This is a genomic window from Planococcus beigongshangi (assembly GCF_016820495.1).
GTDB classification, from domain to species: Bacteria; Bacillota; Bacilli; order Bacillales_A; family Planococcaceae; genus Planococcus; species Planococcus beigongshangi.
This window is the reverse complement of record NZ_JADHDU010000004.1, coordinates 174130-192273: the sequence shown is the minus strand read 5'-3', so window position 1 is coordinate 192273 and position 18144 is coordinate 174130. Positions and strand designations below refer to the sequence as shown.

At 48.0% G+C, this 18144-nt stretch carries 21 protein-coding genes; 6 read left to right on the top strand and 15 right to left on the bottom strand.

Annotated elements, in window-relative coordinates; translation table 11 throughout:
- Positions 1-73 precede the first annotated feature (73 nt).
- Both IQ294_RS11020 and IQ294_RS11015 read right to left on the bottom strand, forming a co-directional pair.
- On the bottom strand, positions 74-901 hold the full coding sequence (locus IQ294_RS11020; protein ID WP_203334087.1) for a DUF368 domain-containing protein: 828 nt from the start codon (positions 899-901) through the stop codon (positions 74-76).
- 92 nt (positions 902-993) lie between these two features.
- A complete protein-coding gene (locus IQ294_RS11015) occupies positions 994-2064 on the bottom strand; it encodes a nitronate monooxygenase (RefSeq protein WP_203334086.1) in 1071 nt (356 codons plus the stop codon).
- A 130-nt stretch (positions 2065-2194) separates the two neighbouring features.
- Between IQ294_RS11015 and IQ294_RS11010 the strand changes: the two genes are divergently transcribed.
- Positions 2195-2449, top strand: coding sequence for a hypothetical protein (locus IQ294_RS11010; RefSeq protein ID WP_203334248.1), 255 nt, complete (start codon positions 2195-2197; stop codon positions 2447-2449).
- 357 nt (positions 2450-2806) lie between these two features.
- On the opposite strand, the gene IQ294_RS11005 is transcribed toward IQ294_RS11010, so the two are convergent.
- Together IQ294_RS11005 and IQ294_RS11000 are read right to left on the bottom strand one after the other, a co-directional pair.
- The gene (locus IQ294_RS11005) at positions 2807-3766 is read right to left on the bottom strand and encodes a nuclease-related domain-containing protein (RefSeq protein ID WP_203334085.1); all 960 of its coding nucleotides are present in this window, start codon (positions 3764-3766) and stop codon (positions 2807-2809) included.
- Positions 3767-3892: 126 nt separating this feature from the next.
- Entirely contained in the window at positions 3893-4744 is an 852-nt protein-coding gene (locus IQ294_RS11000) for a VOC family protein (protein ID WP_203334084.1), read from the bottom strand.
- A gap of 135 nt (positions 4745-4879) precedes the next feature.
- On the opposite strand from IQ294_RS11000, the gene IQ294_RS10995 reads away from it, so the two are divergent.
- Positions 4880-5206 (top strand): winged helix-turn-helix transcriptional regulator, encoded by a 327-nt coding sequence (locus IQ294_RS10995; protein ID WP_203334083.1) that lies wholly within the window; start codon positions 4880-4882, stop codon positions 5204-5206.
- Positions 5207-5249: 43 nt separating this feature from the next.
- Here IQ294_RS10995 and abc-f read toward each other — a convergent pair whose 3' ends face one another.
- The 8 genes from abc-f to IQ294_RS10955 form a co-directional block, all read right to left on the bottom strand.
- Positions 5250-6884 carry a ribosomal protection-like ABC-F family protein gene (gene abc-f / locus IQ294_RS10990; protein WP_203334082.1) on the bottom strand — a complete coding sequence of 545 codons (1635 nt, stop codon included), beginning with the start codon at positions 6882-6884 and terminating at the stop codon, positions 5250-5252.
- 99 nt (positions 6885-6983) lie between these two features.
- Positions 6984-7121 carry a hypothetical protein gene (locus IQ294_RS10985; RefSeq protein WP_161787028.1) on the bottom strand — a complete coding sequence of 46 codons (138 nt, stop codon included), beginning with the start codon at positions 7119-7121 and terminating at the stop codon, positions 6984-6986.
- 97 nt (positions 7122-7218) lie between these two features.
- Positions 7219-8172 (bottom strand): CorA family divalent cation transporter, encoded by a 954-nt coding sequence (locus IQ294_RS10980; RefSeq protein WP_203334081.1) that lies wholly within the window; start codon positions 8170-8172, stop codon positions 7219-7221.
- 79 nt (positions 8173-8251) lie between these two features.
- Positions 8252-8407: a hypothetical protein gene (locus IQ294_RS10975; RefSeq protein ID WP_203334080.1), complete on the bottom strand. Its 156-nt coding sequence runs from the start codon at positions 8405-8407 to the stop codon at positions 8252-8254.
- A 62-nt stretch (positions 8408-8469) separates the two neighbouring features.
- Positions 8470-9630: a PstS family phosphate ABC transporter substrate-binding protein gene (locus IQ294_RS10970; protein ID WP_238942783.1), complete on the bottom strand. Its 1161-nt coding sequence runs from the start codon at positions 9628-9630 to the stop codon at positions 8470-8472.
- Positions 9631-9651: 21 nt separating this feature from the next.
- On the bottom strand, positions 9652-10068 hold the full coding sequence (locus tag IQ294_RS10965; RefSeq protein WP_203334079.1) for an NUDIX hydrolase: 417 nt from the start codon (positions 10066-10068) through the stop codon (positions 9652-9654).
- Between the two features lie 137 nt (positions 10069-10205).
- Positions 10206-10679 carry a GNAT family N-acetyltransferase gene (locus IQ294_RS10960; RefSeq protein ID WP_203334078.1) on the bottom strand — a complete coding sequence of 158 codons (474 nt, stop codon included), beginning with the start codon at positions 10677-10679 and terminating at the stop codon, positions 10206-10208.
- Positions 10680-11089: 410 nt separating this feature from the next.
- Entirely contained in the window at positions 11090-11875 is a 786-nt protein-coding gene (locus tag IQ294_RS10955) for a LysM peptidoglycan-binding domain-containing protein (RefSeq protein ID WP_203334077.1), read from the bottom strand.
- A 276-nt stretch (positions 11876-12151) separates the two neighbouring features.
- On the opposite strand from IQ294_RS10955, the gene IQ294_RS10950 reads away from it, so the two are divergent.
- Together IQ294_RS10950 and IQ294_RS10945 are read left to right on the top strand one after the other, a co-directional pair.
- The gene (locus tag IQ294_RS10950; RefSeq protein WP_203334076.1) at positions 12152-13657 is read left to right on the top strand and encodes a BCCT family transporter; all 1506 of its coding nucleotides are present in this window, start codon (positions 12152-12154) and stop codon (positions 13655-13657) included.
- 167 nt (positions 13658-13824) lie between these two features.
- On the top strand, positions 13825-14022 hold the full coding sequence (locus IQ294_RS10945; protein ID WP_203334075.1) for a hypothetical protein: 198 nt from the start codon (positions 13825-13827) through the stop codon (positions 14020-14022).
- On the opposite strand, the gene IQ294_RS10940 is transcribed toward IQ294_RS10945, so the two are convergent.
- Positions 13998-14984: an NAD(P)/FAD-dependent oxidoreductase gene (locus IQ294_RS10940; protein ID WP_203334074.1), complete on the bottom strand. Its 987-nt coding sequence runs from the start codon at positions 14982-14984 to the stop codon at positions 13998-14000. The genes IQ294_RS10945 and IQ294_RS10940 overlap by 25 nt on opposite strands.
- Before the next feature lie 226 nt (positions 14985-15210).
- Here IQ294_RS10940 and IQ294_RS10935 point away from each other — a divergent pair, with 226 nt between their 5' ends.
- Together IQ294_RS10935 and IQ294_RS10930 are read left to right on the top strand one after the other, a co-directional pair.
- Positions 15211-16002, top strand: coding sequence for an SDR family oxidoreductase (locus IQ294_RS10935; protein ID WP_203334073.1), 792 nt, complete (start codon positions 15211-15213; stop codon positions 16000-16002).
- A 76-nt stretch (positions 16003-16078) separates the two neighbouring features.
- On the top strand, positions 16079-16522 hold the full coding sequence (locus IQ294_RS10930; RefSeq protein WP_203334072.1) for a peptidylprolyl isomerase: 444 nt from the start codon (positions 16079-16081) through the stop codon (positions 16520-16522).
- A 131-nt stretch (positions 16523-16653) separates the two neighbouring features.
- Here IQ294_RS10930 and IQ294_RS10925 read toward each other — a convergent pair whose 3' ends face one another.
- Entirely contained in the window at positions 16654-17742 is a 1089-nt protein-coding gene (locus IQ294_RS10925; RefSeq protein WP_203334071.1) for an AI-2E family transporter, read from the bottom strand.
- Positions 17743-17835: 93 nt separating this feature from the next.
- A complete protein-coding gene (locus tag IQ294_RS10920) occupies positions 17836-18117 on the bottom strand; it encodes a hypothetical protein (RefSeq protein WP_203334070.1) in 282 nt (93 codons plus the stop codon).
- Between the last annotated feature and the right edge of the window lie 27 nt (positions 18118-18144).

Here is an 18144-nt window from a genome sequence, read left to right as displayed (position 1 = left end):
GTTATACGGGCCGGAAGGGAAATGGTTTCAAAAAAACAGCCCTCTTTGAAAGAGGGCTGTCCAGGTTTATCAGTTAATCTGTAATGACTGTTTTCTTCGGCGAACTGAACAACAAAGTGAACACAAGGCCGACCGTAAAGGTGATCAGGCTGGTTACGAGCGTTGCCGTATCAGCCGCAAAGCCAGGGAATACGACGAACAATGAACCAAGGATCAAACCGATGATCGCTGCATATGTCACATAGGTGAAGTGTTCAAGCAGATAGCGGATCGCTTTACTGCTGACGATGAATCCGACGATGACACCTGCGCCAATCGCAAGTGCAATGGGAATGTTCAAAGTCGACAAGGCATTGATCGCAGTCGTGTATACCCCTAGCAGCAACAGGATGAACGAACCGCTGATCCCCGGCAGCAGCATCGCCATACTGGCAAGCCAGCCCGAGAAAAAGAGGGTGAAGAATACCGGTACACTCAAGTCGACGATCGGTGCGACATCATCGTTCGTGCCGATGAATGCAGTTGATGCCAACGCGATGCCGATCAGCACCAGGATGGCGATATGGCGCTTGGTGAAATTCTTTTTCACTTCAGCCTGTTTCATGATATACGGAATGACTCCCAGAATCAGACCCATAAAAAAGAATTGTGTCGCTTCATAATGGTTCTCGAGCAAAAATTCGATGACACGGCTGAAAAGAAGCAGCGTTACGCCGATCCCGATTACTAGCGGAATCAGAAAACCAAGATGTTTTTTCCATTCGCGGCTGAAAAATCCGCTGATCGCTTCAAGCAGCCGATCATAGATTCCTAAGATGAACGCGATCGTGCCTCCGCTGACACCGGGAATCAGGTCACTGATGCCCATCAAAATGCCGCGGTATATATTTTTCCATTCCATTTGGTCAATCTCCTCTTCATTAAAAAAATCACATTTATAAGTATAGCATGATGCCGGTCTGAATCCCGCAAAAATATGCTGATGCTAAAGCGCTATCCCTTTAACGTTTTTTGTGCGTTTCGCATGATTTCCTCCAGAATTTGAGCTGCCGGCATCTGATCATTCACGAGTCTTAGCGACTGGCCAGCCCATAACGACATGAACTCACTGTTATTCTGCTGTGCGGCCGCTGTACGGATGTCACGCGTCACTGTGTTATGTGACGGAAACGGCAGGGGCCTGGTTCCCGCTTTTTCAAATTCTTTTATAAAGCGGTTCGAGATTCCGCGCGCCGGTCGCCCCGAAAAAATTTTTGTGATGACCGTCTGTTCTTCATTCGAATCAATGACTTTTTGCTGGTAGGCCGGATGCGTCCCTGCTTCTTCAGCCAGCAGGAAACGTGTACCGATTTGAACCGCCTCAGCGCCGAGCGCAAGAGCTGCAACAAGTCCGCGCCCATCAGCGATGCCGCCAGCTGCGATAACCGGAATCCGGATGGCGTCCACCACTTGCGGAACAAGGGACATCGTGCCGATCTGGGCACCGTCCGGATGAGTGGCCAGCGAGAACGTCCCTCTGTGGCCGCCCGCTTCACTGCCTTGTGCAACAACGGCGTCTGCGCCTGCCTGTTCCGCCAGTTTAGCTTCTTCAACTGTCGTGGTCATAGCGATTATTTTGATGCCGGCGAATTTGGCAGCTTGCATCGATTCGTTATCCAATAAACCAAAAGCGGTGCTGATGATGGGTACTCCCATTTCGATACAGATATCGAATTGCTGACGGCTCCAGTCTGCGGCATTTGAAATTTCGGGTTCATCAATGTTGAGTTCTTTCCGGAAAGGCGCGAGTGCCCGCTGCACTTCCGCGAGACGGGAAAAATCATCTTTCTCTTTTGACACGAAAATATTGACTGCGAAGGGCTTTCGGGTGGCTGACTTTATTGCCGTGATGGCCTTGCGGAGAGCCCCAGGCGCAAGATAGGCGGCTCCCAACGTTCCGAGACCGCCCGCTTCGCTGACGGCCGCAGCCAGCTTCGGCGTGGCCGGGCCGCCGGCCATTCCCGCCTGGATGATAGGATATTCGATGCCGAGTAAATGACAGATTTTCGTTTGCAGGGTCAGCACAGCGATTCCTCCTTATTATGGATACTCTTTACTGTTAGTATCACGCACTAGGCTCGGCACAGCAACCGGGAACCTTTTTTGCCGATCTGCGTTTCATATACTAAGCAAACACTAGAAAGCGGGGTTTCACATGAAGGGATTCCTTTCATTTTTGGGCATCACTTTGATCACCGTGGCATTTGGAGCAATATTACTATCATTCTACGAAAATCCGCTGGAGGATCTGAAAGTCCAGGAACGCCAGCTCGCCTATCAGGAAATGCGCGCAAACAGCACTGCTTCGGCAGATGTTAGTGTCGTTTCCACCATGTCCGGTGCGGATCATGACACCAATTTCACTATCGAAGACGGCCAAAGTTGTGCGCGGCTGTCTTTTGACCAATAAAGAGAAACTTCATTCTCCCCCTCGAAGAAGCGGGCGTCATACTGACCGTTAATGCGGGATAGAAAACCCCGGCTCATTCGCACATGAGCCGGGGTTTTATCTGTTTTATTGAAATTTAGTCCTTTTTATGAGATATTTTGGTTTTTGTGAGTGATTGAGGTAGTTTATCCGCCATTCTACCGGATATTCACTGGAAATAAAAACCATATGCATGCTTTTCGCAGGCGAAAAGCGACAGGACCTCATTTTGTGATCGGCATAAGTGGTTTTATGATCGGCATCTGGCCATTTGTGATCGCTATAACGTCATTTGTGATCGGCATAACGTCATTTGTGATCGGCATAGCGGTTTCTGGATTAATTTGGCATTTTAATATTGTATTTCCGTACTTTTTTCTCTCCGCTCATTTCCATCCGATATTTCACCAGTATCCTGGATGCAGCGTGACGCGATTCCAGCAAGAAGAAATTTCGCAGTTCGGCATTGGAAATCGTGTGGCTGACCAGCGAGAAATATTCGCTCAATGTGCTGCGGATCGCTTCCGCATCGGTGTATCCGCATTTATTGCAGCACCAGCCTGTCTTTTTCATCCTGCCGTTTCCAAAACTTCCGCAACCCAGGCATTGAACTCCTTTCCTTAAAGAGCCAGGATCTATCCGGTAATAATCGCAGAGTGGAATCCGCTTATAAGGCGACTGTTGGCTGTCGATCAGCTTTTTCAGTTTTTTCGGATTGATGGATGGGGCCTGGGGTGCGGCACCGAGCATGCTGTAGAGATATTCATGGAGTTGGTATGTTTTGCAGATGGGGACGTTCTGCGGTTTGGAGATGAATTCGCATTCTTTTGCGGTGAAAACGACGAGGCCTTTCACGACAATATCCAAATTCCTGGATTTCAGCCAGTCATTGAAAAAACGCATATTTCTTTTCAGTTGGATCACCGGATCATCCATCACTGTCTTTTCTCCGCCTTTATCGTACCGATAGAATTCGCCAGTTGCTTCATCAAAATGGATCTTGCCATTGATGTTTTTCGATTCGATGATGATCGCCTGTGAATCGGTCAACAGCAGGCTGTCCATTTGAATCTTCATGTTGCCTCGGCTCATACTGATGTCCAGAACCACTAAAAAGCTTTCCTTCCAATTGAATTCAGCCAGCTTTTTGAGGAGTTTTTCCTCCCCTCGTTTGCCCGCGCTCACTTTGTGCAGTTCCGTTTCCAAAAACTTTTGATAAGGATGCTGCGCCGGCAACCGGCTGATCAATGCTTCAAGCGCTTTTACTTCCGTCATTAAAACTGCAGCTCCCCTTTCCATTACATCCTCCTTTCAATTCGTGACACCCAAAGTATAGCATTTCCACGGAACTATAATCAGAAATTTCAAATAATAAAAAAAGACCCTGGCTCATCTAAAATGAGCCGGGGTCCTTGCATGTATTCATTAAACTGCCAAACGGATGGTAATTCCCGCCGGGTCTTTCGTTTCCCAGTAGCCGTCAGCTTCCGTCACTTCTGCGCCGAGCGCACGCAGGCGATCTGCCATCTCGCTGCGTTTCGCTTCATCCGCAACAACCAACGTGAAGAAATCAAGGCCGGCTTCATTTTCAGGAAGTGCCGGAATGCCCATGCCGTTCCAGATGTTCAAGGCGACGTGGTGATGGTATTTCTGGTCAGAAAGGAATACTGCCTGTCCGCCCATCTGCGTGACCACTTCAAATCCAATGCCTTCCGTGTAGAATTTCTGCGCTTCAGGGAGATTGGACACATGCAGATGCACGTGGCCCATCAATGTGCCGGCCGGCATGCCGCTCCAGCTTTCATTCGCCAGACCCGCTTCACGCAAAATGCCTTCCGCATCGATCGGGTCAACTGCCATCGCAACTTCCCCGCCGCTCCAGCTCCATTCTTCCGGATCGCGGTCGCGGTAAATTTCGATGCCGTTGCCTTCCGGATCCGATAAATACAACGCTTCGCTGACCAGATGATCCGATGAACCGACACGGATTCCATGGTTATGCAAATGCAGCAGAATTTTGCCGAGCTCTTTGCGGTTCGGCAAAAGAATCGCGAAATGATACAATCCCGCATAACGCCCTCTTTTCGGCATAAGCCCCTCTGATGCTGTCAGCCTCAATAAACTGTTGCCATCTTTGCCTAAACGCACTTCGTTGCCTTCTTCGGAAATGACTTCAAATCCGATGATGTCCCGATAGAATTTTTTCATTCCATCCAGATCCAATACTTTTAATCCCACTTCATCTGTATAAGTTATAGGTTTTTGATGAAAATTCATCTTGCAGTCCTCGTTTCGTATGTTAGTTACTTTATGTAACCTATTGTATTTTAGTTATTACGAAGTGTCAAGTAACTTAATTCTTTTATATTAGAGGGAAGCTGTGATATCATATCCATAAAGGAGTGATCAATCATGGATACATCTGTTATCTGCCCGCGTTTTGAATCGGCCATTTCGATACTCAGCCAGCGTTGGACGGGTCTGATCATTTATCAGCTTCTGAACGGTCCGCAGCGTTTCAGCAAATTGACTGAAGTCATCGGCATCAGTGGGCGGCTCCTGTCCGAGCGCCTTAAGAACCTTGAATCCCAAGGTCTTGTCACACGCACTGTTTATCCTGAAACGCCTGTACGTATAGAATATGAACTGACTGAAAAAGGGAAATCCCTGAAATCCGTCATGGATGAAATCCAAACCTGGTCACAGGAATGGATCGAAGCACCTGCAGAAACAAAATAAAGCGGCGCATCTTTTCAGATGGCCGCTTTTTGTTTTTGCATTTTCAGCTGTACGCGATCGATGCACGCTTGGTTTTTGCCGCAGAATAATTTCCTTCAAACCGTTCAATCTGCTGATCATGAAGCCAATACGTCACAGGAAATAATTTATCCAGGAAATAGCGGTCATGGGACACGGCAATGATGGTGCCCGGGAAATCCGCCAGCGCTTCTTCCATGACTTCTTTCGCTTCCAGATCCAGGTGGTTGGTGGGCTCATCCAGCACCAGAAGATTGTGATCCATGTGCATCAGCTGGGCCAGGCGGAGCCTCATGCGTTCACCGCCGCTGAGCTGGCGGACAGGCTGAAACACCATGTTTCCGAAGAATAGGAATTTCGCCAGCAGATGCCGAGCGTCGAATTCGGAGACTGCGACCGCATCCCGGAATTCGTCTATGACGCTCCGGCTATTGTCCATTTCAAGTGTATGCTGCGATAAGTGTCCGATGGATAGATTGCTGCCGGTACGAAGCTCACCGGCATCAATCTGTTCCTTGCCGAGTATGAGATTGAGGAGCGTCGTCTTGCCTGTACCATTGGATCCGACAATTGCGGCCCGCTCGCCGAACCGGATATGAAGCGACGCATCGTGGAATAAGATGCGGTCACCATAGCCTTTCCAGACGTCTTCCATCAACACGACATCACGGCCACTGCGCTCACCCGATTGAAAATCGAGCGCCATCTGTTTTTTGGAAAGTACGGGGCGATCGAGAACTTCGATTCGTGCGAGCGCCTTTTCCATACTTTTCGCTCGCCGGTGCATCCCCGCGTTCGGCGGATTCGCCCGGTTAGCCCACTCCTTCAGGCGCTTGATCGTCTCTTTCATCTTCTGGATCTTTTTCTGCTGATCCTGAAATTGCTGAAACTGGATCAGCAGACGCGCTTCCCGTTCTTTCACATAAGCCGAATAATTCCCGGTATACTGGATCAGATCCCCCTGGTCCAGTTCCCAGATGTGCGTGACGGTCTCATCGAGAAAGTAACGGTCATGCGATACCAGCACCACAGTTCCTTTATAATGTGCAATAAAAGAACCGAGCCACTCGATGGCTTCCAGATCCAAGTGGTTCGTCGGTTCATCCAGCAAAAGGAGATCCGGCTCCTGAAGCAGCAGTTTCGCCAATCCGACTTTGGTCCGTTCCCCACCGCTGAGATGCCCCCAACTCTCCCCTTTCAGGCGACTTATTTTCAAGCCGTTCAGCACCTGGTCAATCCGGACATCGATTTCATAACCTCCACGCTGAATGAAGTCGTCCTGAACACTGCCGTAACGTGACAGTAATTTCTCCAACTCTTCCGGCGGCGCTGTTTCCATGCGCTTTTCCATAGCTTTCAGCTCTTCCTGGGTTTCCGTCAATTCCGCAAATACAGCCGTCAATAATTCTGCGACCGCCAAATCCCCTTGTTCATCCGGTGTCTGTTTCAACAGCCCGATGACGCTGCCTTTCTTCCATGTCACCTGTCCTTCATCCGGTTCCTGGCTGCCGGCCAAAATGTTCAATAACGTGGTTTTCCCTTCACCATTCCGGCCGACCAGACCGATGCGTCTGCCTTCTGCAATGTCCCCTTTGATGTGGTTGAATAATTTATGTGAAGCAAAATGGCATTGTATCTGTTGAAATTGGCTGATGATCATAGTTCTCTTCCTTCCGTTCCGGAAGAGACGCCGGCCAAAACAAAAAAGGCATGCAAAGACGCATGCCTTTCGGTAATTCCGTTTGCAGGCAGATGTCTCTTACTGGTAATTTTCACATGATTCGATTAGCTGAAAAAGGACAGACTCCTCCCTTGCATCGATTCCAGTGAAAGTGACGCCATGCAGAATGTATAGATATTCCTGACACTCCGTCATGCGCTTACCAGTTTGATTCATCATACCCACCTCCTTCGTTCATTTGTTCCATTTTAAATGAAAAACCGGGCAGCGTCAATTGAAATTTCTGAATATTCGCCGTGGAATTTAACCGCCCTCACTTCCGCCGGTTCTTTTGTTCGTTACTGTCTTTCCGGAGTGTTTGTAAAATGTCTCCTGTCCATCCTTTATTTCTTAAGTAGAAATAAAGGAAAGCCGTGGATAATACGATCAGAATCAGGGAACCGGGATAACCGAAAGTCCAGTCCAATTCCGGCATGTATTTGAAATTCATGCCCCACAATGCACCGAATGCCATAACCGGCGTGAAAAGCGTAGTCAATACCGTCAGCGTCTTCATGATTTCGTTCCCCCGGTAATTGGCAACGACATTTTCCATATCCACCATATTATTCACTTCGTTTTCGTAAGCATTGATCAACATTTCCATTCGATCAATGCGGGAAGCGGTCCGGTAATATTCTGGATCCTCGTGAACTCCTTTGCCGAACGTTTCCGGCATGATCATCTTCATCTCGCTGAAACCCAGAATGATATTTTTCCACAGCAGGATTTCGTGGCGGACATTTTCGATTTCCGCCAGTGTATTCCGGTTATTTTTTTCTTTAATCTCCCAGAGCAGATTATTCAGCCGCTCTTCAAATACATCTATTTTATGTAGCAGGGATCCGGTCATCGCCCCGAGCAGAATCATCAGCAATTCTGCTGTCGACCCCGCATGTTCCATATGCGCATGGATTTTCTTCTTATCCATGTCCTCGTCTTCATCATAGTCAAGGCGGTTCGTCAGAAGGATCTCCTTGGACAAATAAAAATGCAGGGTCTTCATGTCCTTTTTATCTTTAGGGTTATGCCTGTATATCAATGAACCCCAGACCTTCTCTTCACCAGGAATTGTCGTATCGGCGTGAAGGATATTGACAGTCATATCCTTCGATTCATCGCGCCAGGAATGCTGCTGGATCTGTTCCGGCAAGAGACGGGCAAACTCGCTTCCCTTCTCTGAATCCTCTTCATGCCAAACTGCATGTCTGAACGTATATTTCGGCACAGTCATCCTCCTCACGTAAGAAATCTGCATAGACAGTTAAAAAAGCAAGCCCGTTAAGACTTGCCTGGAAGCATAAATTTCAATTTTGGTCCCTGTACTTCTCGTTGGAGTTTTCTTTGTACTCCAATTCACGGTCCGGCATGGGATCCATGTCTTTTTCTTTTGGCTTATCGCGTCGGGGTTCGACTTCAGGAATTAATTTTTCACCTTCGTGATTTTCTTTATCCTTCTTCATGCCTGCCCTCCTCTTCGGGTTTATTACTCCATAAAATACCCGTTCCGCCAAAATCTAACCCTTTACTCGATGGAAACGAATCCGGTCCGCTCCACCAATTCCTGCCCTTCTTCCGATAAAATCCAGTCGATGAAGGGCTGGACATTGGGATTATCGGACCCTGCCGTTACGGCATAGAATTCGGATGACAGCGGATATTCATCCGAACGGATCGTTTCAATGGAAGGTTCCACTCCGTCAATCGCGAGTAATTTGATCTTGTCGTTCCGAACCATCTCTGTGGAGAAAAAGCGGAATGTATAGCCGATCGCATTTTTATAGTTCCGGTAGCTCGCCACTTCGCTGATGATGCCGCCCATGCCGGACGCCATCTCTTCGATTTCGGGTTCTTCGATTGGCGTATCACCCATGAATTTGATGAACGTCGTTTGGCTGCCGCTGTCGACCGGCCGCTGGAAGGCACGGATTTCATCATCCTTCCCGCCGAACTCCGACCAATCGGTCACTTCTCCCGAATAAATGCTTCTTATTTCATCACTGCTCAAACCATCCACCGGATTTCGCGCATTGACGAAAAAGACGAAAGCTTCGCGGCCGATCGGCGTCATTTTGAGCTCGAGCCCTTTGGCTTCCGCCCGGTTTTGATGTCCGCTTGAAGGACCCGCCACGAATATGATATCGGTTTCCCCTGCCAGCAGCCGGTCATATGCTTCCGGTGTCGTCGTCGATACGACTTTGCTGAATCCGGGATCATAGACAGGATAATTCCCTTCCGGATAGACCGCTTCGGTAAACGCGGCATACAGCGGATAAAGCGCCGTCGCGCCGTCCAATCTCGGCAGATCGGCTGTCAATTTAAAACTTGCCGGCGCATCCAGTTCCGCCAATTTCCCACTGCCTGTAAAAGCTTCGTATTCGAAAAGGTCCACTTCCCCGTCGACCTGTGCGAAACTTTGTTTGTAATAATGCGGAACGGCAAATGAAGCACCGATCACTAAAATCGCCGCAATGATCCCGGCTGCCATTTTCTTGCCATTCGTTTTTTTATACAGCCCGATGTCCGAGAACAGATACAGCAGCCAGACGGAAATCATTGAGGCAAGTACCAGGCCGATCAAATGGATGTCTCCGGACAACGCAACGATAAACAGGACAGGCAAACCGACAAAACAGACGATAACCCCGATAAAAAGCGCCATCATCACTCTTCCGAACTTCTCCATAACTCCATCCCTCTCCTTCTCCTAGTGTCCGATCAAAGATCTGATCACATTTGCCTCATTCGGGTCGGCCATTTCCAGCGTCTCCAAGTTTTCAATCGGCTGCCAGACGATCGCCTGAATCCACGGATCTTCATCCCATACAGCAAGCTCGCCTCCCACAACTTCCACTTGGAAATAATGCAATTCAACTGATACATCCGCATTATCAAAGCTGTCTCTTTTGATATCTGCGCTTTTCAAGATTCTCACATCGAGGCCCGTCACTTCTGAAAATTCACGGACGCAGCTCTCTTCTAGTGTCTCTCCCGGTTCAGGAGGCCCGGCCGGCACTCCCCATTTCTTCTCATCGTCATCCGGCGGACCCTGCAGTACCATCAATACCTCATTTTGGCTGTTGATGCAGATGCCCGCAGCCCCTTTCCAATTCGCCATTTCCATTTTAAAGACCTCTCTTTCTTCATTGTTGCTCAGTCCAAGCTGCTCTTTTTTCAAGATACCATATATTACCGCTGATTGGATACGCGCTGAAAAATAAAAAGCGGCTGAACCAGGTCAGCCGCTTTCTTTCCATGAAGTTAATTTGCCTCTTTTGAATACTCGTTCTCCAATATGATGTGATGCGTCGCTTCAGGCAGACCTAAGTCTCCGGAAAAACCGTTCGCCCTGTAGAAAGCATCCGCAATCGATGAATCAGTCCGCACCACGATTTCATTGAAATGGCCTTTGCCGTAATCCAAGATTTCCTGGAGTAATTTCGTGCCGATCCCTTGCCGGCGTGCATGTTCAGAGATGTAGAACCTTCTCAATCTGCCGACTCCGCTTTTATCCGAATAGGGGTCCCGGTTCAATCCGCCGATCGCCACCAGTTCACCCGCCGGATCCCAAACACCGTAAAGCACTTCTCCCGCTTTATTGAATGTATTGGTGCCATCTTCGTATTGATTGACGAGGCGCCTCAGAAACCGATACCCTTCCGCTTCACTTTCTTCCACCAATTTCGTAACGTCCACTTGTTTTAAATCGTCGATCACTTTTATATTCATCGGCATACTGCATCCTCCTATGGTACGTATTTTTTCCCATTCATCGGATTACACTTTTCATCATCGTTCTCTTTCAGTGTATAGAATGCCGCAGCCAATTACCAGCAGTTTTCGGAATCTTCTTTCAACTATATAAGCTGAATTAAGGAAATAACAGAAATGTCGCTTTGGCGCTATGGACAGTGCAAAGATTCCCAACAGTTTCAGCGCAGCGCCCGGCACCCACTCGGACGAAGTGAAACGAGTCCGAGTGGGCTCGGCGCAAGCAGCCAGGAAAGCGAAGCTGTTTTGCGGAATATCGATTATTCAATATTATTAATTCAACTTATATAGAAGAAGCTAGACCGTCATGCTTCAAATTTTGGCAATAAAAAAGGCCAAGGGAATGGACACCTCGGCTTTGTAGCTGGTAATTCTTATTTCAGGATTTTGATTGTTACAGTTTTGCGGCCCCATTGAAGAGCTGCATCTCTCGACGGGATGAACACATCGATTTTGTTTCCTTTGATAGCTCCGCCAGTGTCGCCGGCGATTGCTGTACCATAGCCTTCAACCCAGACTGTTGATCCAAGTGGAATAACTGTAGGGTCTACTGCGATAACTTTTTGGTTCGGGTTCGAACGCAAGTCGATGCCTGTTGCCGTGATGCCTGAGCATCCTGCACAGTATGCAGTATAAGCTGTTGCTGAAACTTGCATTTCTTTACCGGATTGCGCTGCTGGTGCCGGTGCTGAAGTTTTTGCCGGTGCAGTTGACTGTGCCGGTGCCGGTGTTGAAGATTGAGCCGGTGCTTTAGGAACTGAGATTGGCGTTCCGCCGCTCACTACCAATTTGTCACCAGGATAGATCAAGTGGCCTGTAATTCCGTTCCAGCTCATCAGCTGGTCCAACGAAATTCCGTGATTGACTGCGATACGGTACAATGTGTCACCGCTTTGGACTGTATAAGATGATGATGCCACTGCTGCTTTTTCTTCTTTTTGCGTTTCTCCCCCAATGCTAAGCTGCTGGTTCGGGAAGATAAGATCTGATGAAAGGTCATTCCAGCCTTTCAAGTCACTTACTGAAACGTTGTTCGCCTGAGAGATGGCCCACAGAGTGTCACCGGATTTAACTGTATAATTTGAGTCTGCGCTTGCTGCTGTTGCTGCGCCTACACTAAGAGCTGCTACTGCCGTTAGTGCAACGATATGTTTTTTCATAAAATGAAATTCCTCCTTTTCACTAACACAAGTCACACTATAACACCTAAACATTTCATTCCAATGACAAAACGACAGTTCAAATTTAACAATTACGTTACGTGAAAGTGTGAAATATTACAGGATGTAATATAACTATGTATTCGGAGTTCGAGATAATTGGAGGAAAGGACCTGGCAATTGAACGGCCACCAAAGTTTATGGGACGATGAAATAGGCTAAAGCAGACTATAAAAGAAATAGGTTTCAATCACTAAACGGAAAGGAGGCGACGATTTGAAAAATGTTACATCCGTTTTCTGGATTTCACTTGCCGCCTGTGTTGCGCTGGTCATCTGGGGAGCTGCTGCCCCGCTGAGTTTCAGCGAACTCAGCGGCGGCCTCACCGCTCAGATATCCAAGACCTTCGGCTGGTACTATCTAATGACCGTTTTCCTGATACTTCTTTTTTGCATTTATCTCATCTTTTCACGCTTTTCTTCTATTAAACTCGGAAAGTCTGAGGATAAACCCGAATTCTCCCTGCTTTCCTGGTTTGCCATGCTTTTCAGTGCCGGAATGGGGATGGGCCTTGTTTTTTGGACCACTTCAGAACCGATTTCCCATGCATTCCTCAGTGCTCCGCGGGCAGAAACAGGTACAAATGAAGCGATAACGGAAGCCATGCAATTTTCATTTTTCCACTGGGGCCTGCATGCCTGGGCTGTCTACGGCCTTGTCGCCCTGGCTCTGGCCTATTCAAAATTCCATAATGATGCGCCCGGCCTCATCAGCGCAACATTGGTTCCGCTGTTCGGAAAAAAACGGATGGCTGGTCCACTCGGCAAATTGATCGACGTGCTGGCGGTCTTTGCCACCATCGTGGGAGTTGCTTCCACTTTAGGATTCGGTTCCGCGCAGATCAATGAAGGAATGCATTTCCTTCTCGGCACCCCGAATACATTTCCATTCCAATTGCTGATATTGGCAGTCGCAACCGTCCTATTCATCTTCTCGGCCTGGTCAGGAATCGGCAAAGGCATCAAATACCTGAGCAATATCAATATGGTGCTCGCTTTCGTCCTGGTGGCCCTCTTATTATTCGCCGGCCCTACGCTTTATATTCTCAATATGTTTACAAATAGCCTGGGCGGTTACCTGTCGAATTTCTTCATGATGAGCTTCCACTTGGAGCCGCTGAATCTGGATCGCCGCGCCTGGGTAAACAGCTGGACAATCTTTTATTGGGCCTGGTGGATTTCATGGGCGCCATTTGTCGGCATTTTCATCGCCCGCATTTCCCGCGGCCGGACGATCAAGGAATTCATTCTCGGCGTCTTATTGGTTCCATCCCTGGTCTGCTTCATCTTCTTCGCGGTATTCGGCGCTTCCGCTTTGAATCTGGAACAATCCGGCATCGCGAAAATTTCGGAATACAGCCTGGAGACCGCCACTTTCGCCGTGCTGCAGAATTATCCGCTCGGGATCCTGATGTCGATCATGACCTTGTTCGTGGTGGCCATCTTCTTTATCACCTCTGCCGACTCCGCGACTTTTGTGCTGGGCATGCAGACTACCGGCGGCATGATCAATCCCCCGAACCTCGTCAAAATCACCTGGGGACTGATTCAATCCGCGGTCGCCGCCATCGTCGTTTTTTCCGGAGGGACAGAAGGGCTGCAGAACATCCTCATTATAGCGGCCCTCCCTTTTTCAGTGGTCATCTTGCTGATGGGCGCTGCATTTATTAAAGCAGCTTCACAGGACCCGCTGGCTAAGAAATCAAAAAGGGGCAGAATTTGAGTCGAATAAAGAGCATTTCCATTTTAAATAGGGAAATGCTCTTTTTGGGGGGATTTTTGAATGATTGTTGCATCGTTGGTTAAGATTTCGTCGTTTGAAGCTGTTTTTTCCGGATTTTATTGTATAAATTTTACAAATAAGGGCTTTAGAGGAATAAAAAAGGGGGCGTGGTTGATTTTGTGATCGGCATAATAGGTTTTATGATCGGCATAGGGTCATTTGTGATCGGCATAATGGGTTTTATGATCGCTATATCCCCATTTGTGATCGGCATGGTTGTTTCCCATTTATATGGGAATAAAAAAAGCATTTCCACTGTCGCCAGCGGAAATGCTTCAACTTATTTGAATACGCTTGTGCTGTGAAGCGGCTGGATTTTGGATTTCGGATCCAGGTATGCTTTTGCGTTGTTGATGGCAGTCGGCGCTTCGCCGAAACCTACAGCAATCAGCTTCACTTTTCCTTCGTAAGTGGCAACGTCTCCGGCTGCATAGATGCCTTCGATGCTCGTCTCCATTTTTGAGTTGACGACAACGGAACTTTTCTCCATCTCAAGGCCCCAGTCTTTCAGTGGCCCAAGCGAAGTTACATTTCCGTAGTTCACGATGACATGATCAACTTCAAGGCGCTCTTCATTTCCTTCTTTATCCATCAATACCAGCTCACGGATTTCGCCGTTCTCTCCGACCAATTCCTTGATGCCATATGGTTTTTTCACATCGACGCTTGATGCCATCAATGTGTCCACGTTGGCTTCGTGCGCTGTCATTTTTTCACGGCGGTGGCTCAATGTAACGTGGGAAGCCACGTTCTCAAGCATCATCGCCCAGTCGACTGCAGAGTCTCCCCCGCCCAGTACGACAACTTTTTTGCCGCTGAACATCGTCAGGTCCTTCACTCCGTAATGCAGTGTTTTCCCTTCAAATGCTTCAGACCCTTCAACCGCAATTTTACGCGGCTGGAACGCTCCGACCCCTGCAGTCAATAAAATCGTCCGCGAATAATGTTCGCCTTTATCGGTACGGATGACAAAATGGTCGCCATGACGTTCTGCAGCTGATACTGTTTCTTCAAGACAAATTGTCGGATCGGCGTATTTAGCCTGTTCCGTCAGATTATCCACCAGATCTTTTGCCAGCACTTTCGGGAATCCGCCGACATCGTAAATATATTTATCAGGATAAAGTTCTGTCAACTGTCCGCCAAGCTGAGGCAGGCTGTCCAAAATCTTCACTTTCATCTTCCGCATACCACCGTAAAAGGAAGCAAACAAGCCCGTTGGCCCGCCGCCGATAATCGTAATATCATAAATCTCGCGTTCTTCCATCTTTAAAACACTCCTATTATAAGCATATTTATATCCTATCATATTTTATCCTATTTCACGCTATTGGACTATTGATGGAGATTTAACAGAAAAGCGACGGCCCCCGCTTAATAAGACGGAGTCTAGACAGGTAAGAAAATTCAGAATGCCGATACCCTTTTACTGCAATCAAGCCGGGCATTCGGTAAACTTGGACATGTAAACCATTCAGAAAGGGTGAAGATAGATGGATTTAGGGTTGAAGGATAAAGTGGTAGCCGTCATGGCATCCAGCAAGGGGCTTGGAAAAGCGGCCGCGATGGAATTTGCAAAAGAAGGTGCGATCGTCTTCATTTCAAGCCGCAGTGAAGAGAAACTGCAGCAGACCGCAGAAGAGATCATAAAGGAATCGGAGAATGAGCAGATATTCCATAAATCCTGCGACATGACGAACGAACAGGATATTGCCGAATTCTTTGCTTTTATTATCGAAAAAGCGGTCCGCATAGATGTGCTGGTCAATAATACCGGCGGACCGAAAGCCGGCGGATTTGACGGCGTCACTGATGAAGACTGGTATAAAGCTTTCGACCAGAATCTGCTGAGCTATATTCGCACTTCGCGTGCAGTGCTGCCTTATATGAAGGAACAGCAATTCGGCCGCATCATCAATATCTCATCGTCTTCGACAAAAGAAGTGCTCGATGGGCTGATCCTGTCCAACACGTTCCGTGCCGGGATGGTCGGTTTTGCGAAAACGCTGGCGCGCGAAGTTGCCGGCGACAATATCATGGTCAATACCGTCGGACCGGGTAAAATTTCGACGGACCGGGTCGCTGAACTCAACCGGATTGCAGCGGATAAACAGAACCTGACGCTTGAACAAGTCATTGAAAATACCGAAAAGCAGATCCCGAGGGGACGCATGGGTGAGCCGGAGGAATTTGCGAAAATCATCGTATTCCTCGCATCTTCCGCCAACTCTTATCTGACCGGCCAGTCACTTGTAGTCGACGGCGGTTTGCTGAAAGCCTTGTAAGGCGGCAAATCATTATACACAACCGCCCAAACTCGCTATACTTGAAATTGTACAAACCGAAAAGGAGATGTTTTAAATGGCAAAAAAAGGCCACATCCACATGGAAAACGGCGAAATCATCAATTTCGAACTTTTCCCGAATGAAGCACCGAATACAGTAGCAAACTTTGAGGAACTGGCAAACTCCGGTTTCTATAATGACGTAACTTTCCACCGCGTCATCCCTGGCTTCGTAAGCCAAGGCGGCGACCCGACCGGCACTGGTGCAGGCGGCAGCGGCAAAACGATCAAATGTGAAACAGACAACAACCCGCACAAGCACCAGGCAGGAAGCCTGTCCATGGCTCATGCAGGTAAAGACACTGGCTCAAGCCAATTCTTTATCGTCCACGAACCGCAGCCGCATCTTGACGGCGTGCACACAGTTTTCGGAAAAGTCGACGCAGCAGGCGTAGACATTGCGCGCGCAATGAAAAATGGCGACAAAATGACGAAAGTCCACGTGTTTGACGAAGAGTAAAGAATAGCGGAAACTGCCGTTCAGCTCAGACTGGCTTATGGCCCGCAGAGCTGGGTCGTCGGAGTCTCCTCAACATGCAATACAAAAAATCCTTACCGGAATGTTTTCCGGTAAGGATTTTTTTCATCACTTCAATTCAATTTCTCAGCCACTTCCCGCTTCCTTCTCAACCTCATGAACAGCCTGAAATTATGGACGAGCGTTTTCACCACCGCATACAGCGGAATGGCGATCAGGATACCGATGAATCCGAACAGCGCCGCAGCCACCATCAATAGCAGGATGATGGTCAGCGGATGGATATTCAGCCTGTTGCCCATGATATTCGGTGTGATGAGATTGCCTTCCAATTGCTGTACTATAATCAATACAACGATCACCTTTATCGCCATGACAGGTTCCCCGTTTACGAGTGCCACAAACAGCGCCGGTAAAATGCCGAGAATCGGTCCCAAAAACGGAATAATAATAAGAAACATTGCAAAAATAGCCAGAGTAAAAGCGTAGTCCAGTCCGATGATGACATAGCCGATGTACATCAGTACACCGACGGTAAGCGCAACCAGCGCCTGGCCGATGATATAGGCCGCTAAAGTTGCATCCATATCCTTCAGCAATTTCCGCCCTTCCGGTTTGCGTTCTTCCGACAGGTATTTCGTGATATGCGGAATCAGTTTTTCGTCATCTTTCAATAAGAAGAAAAGGATAAATGGCACAACGACGATGACGACGGCAATATTCACGATTGTGGTCAACACACCTGCAACGTTATCCAGCAATCCATCAGAAGCGGCTTTAACATATGACAGCGCCCTGGTTCGTATTTCTGTGCCCTGAATTCCCATGAATTCAAAATCGTCCATCGCTGAGGCGGATTCCTCCGTCACCTCTTCCACTCTTTCAGGCGCGAGTTCCATGAAACTCTGTACCTGCTCCTGGACAGTAGGTCCAAACAGATAAACGCCAATTGAAAGGATGATGGCGATTAAGGCAAAAACGATTCCGATACTCGCAATCTTAGGAACTTTACGGCTCAGAAGATTCACAAGTGGACGCAATAGATAATAGAACAGACCCGCTATTAATAATGGCGCAAAAAGTGTTGCAATGATGACTTTGAATGGCCAGAGCGCATAATCGATTTTCCCCAGGAAAAACAGAAAAATGACGATCAATATGGCAGCTGTGGCATATTCGAAAAAGGCTTTTCTAATCCACAAAGCATTCTCTCCTTCCCGGACTCTATCCGTTATTAAAGCGAAAAAAAGAGCGAAAGCGGGGACTTTCTCCACTTTCGCTCTTTTTAAATGCTCTTAGTTGTCTTCTTCCAATTCACGCATTTCTCTGTGCGTCTGTGGAATTGCATTTGCCTGCCATTCGTCGCGGTAAGCAGAATCCAATTGCGTCAGCCCTTTTTCAGCCGGATCCACATCTGCCTTCACACTTTCTTTACGGTCGACATCTGTGCTATTGCGCATGTCTGTATCTTCAGCGACTTTCGGATTGTTCTTTTGCTGGTAAGCTTTAAAGACAAAAACTCCTGCAGCGGCTGCTAATGCACTGCCCATCACTGTATTCATCGTTGATTTTTTCATCGAATCCCTCCAAATAAAAGCTTGATT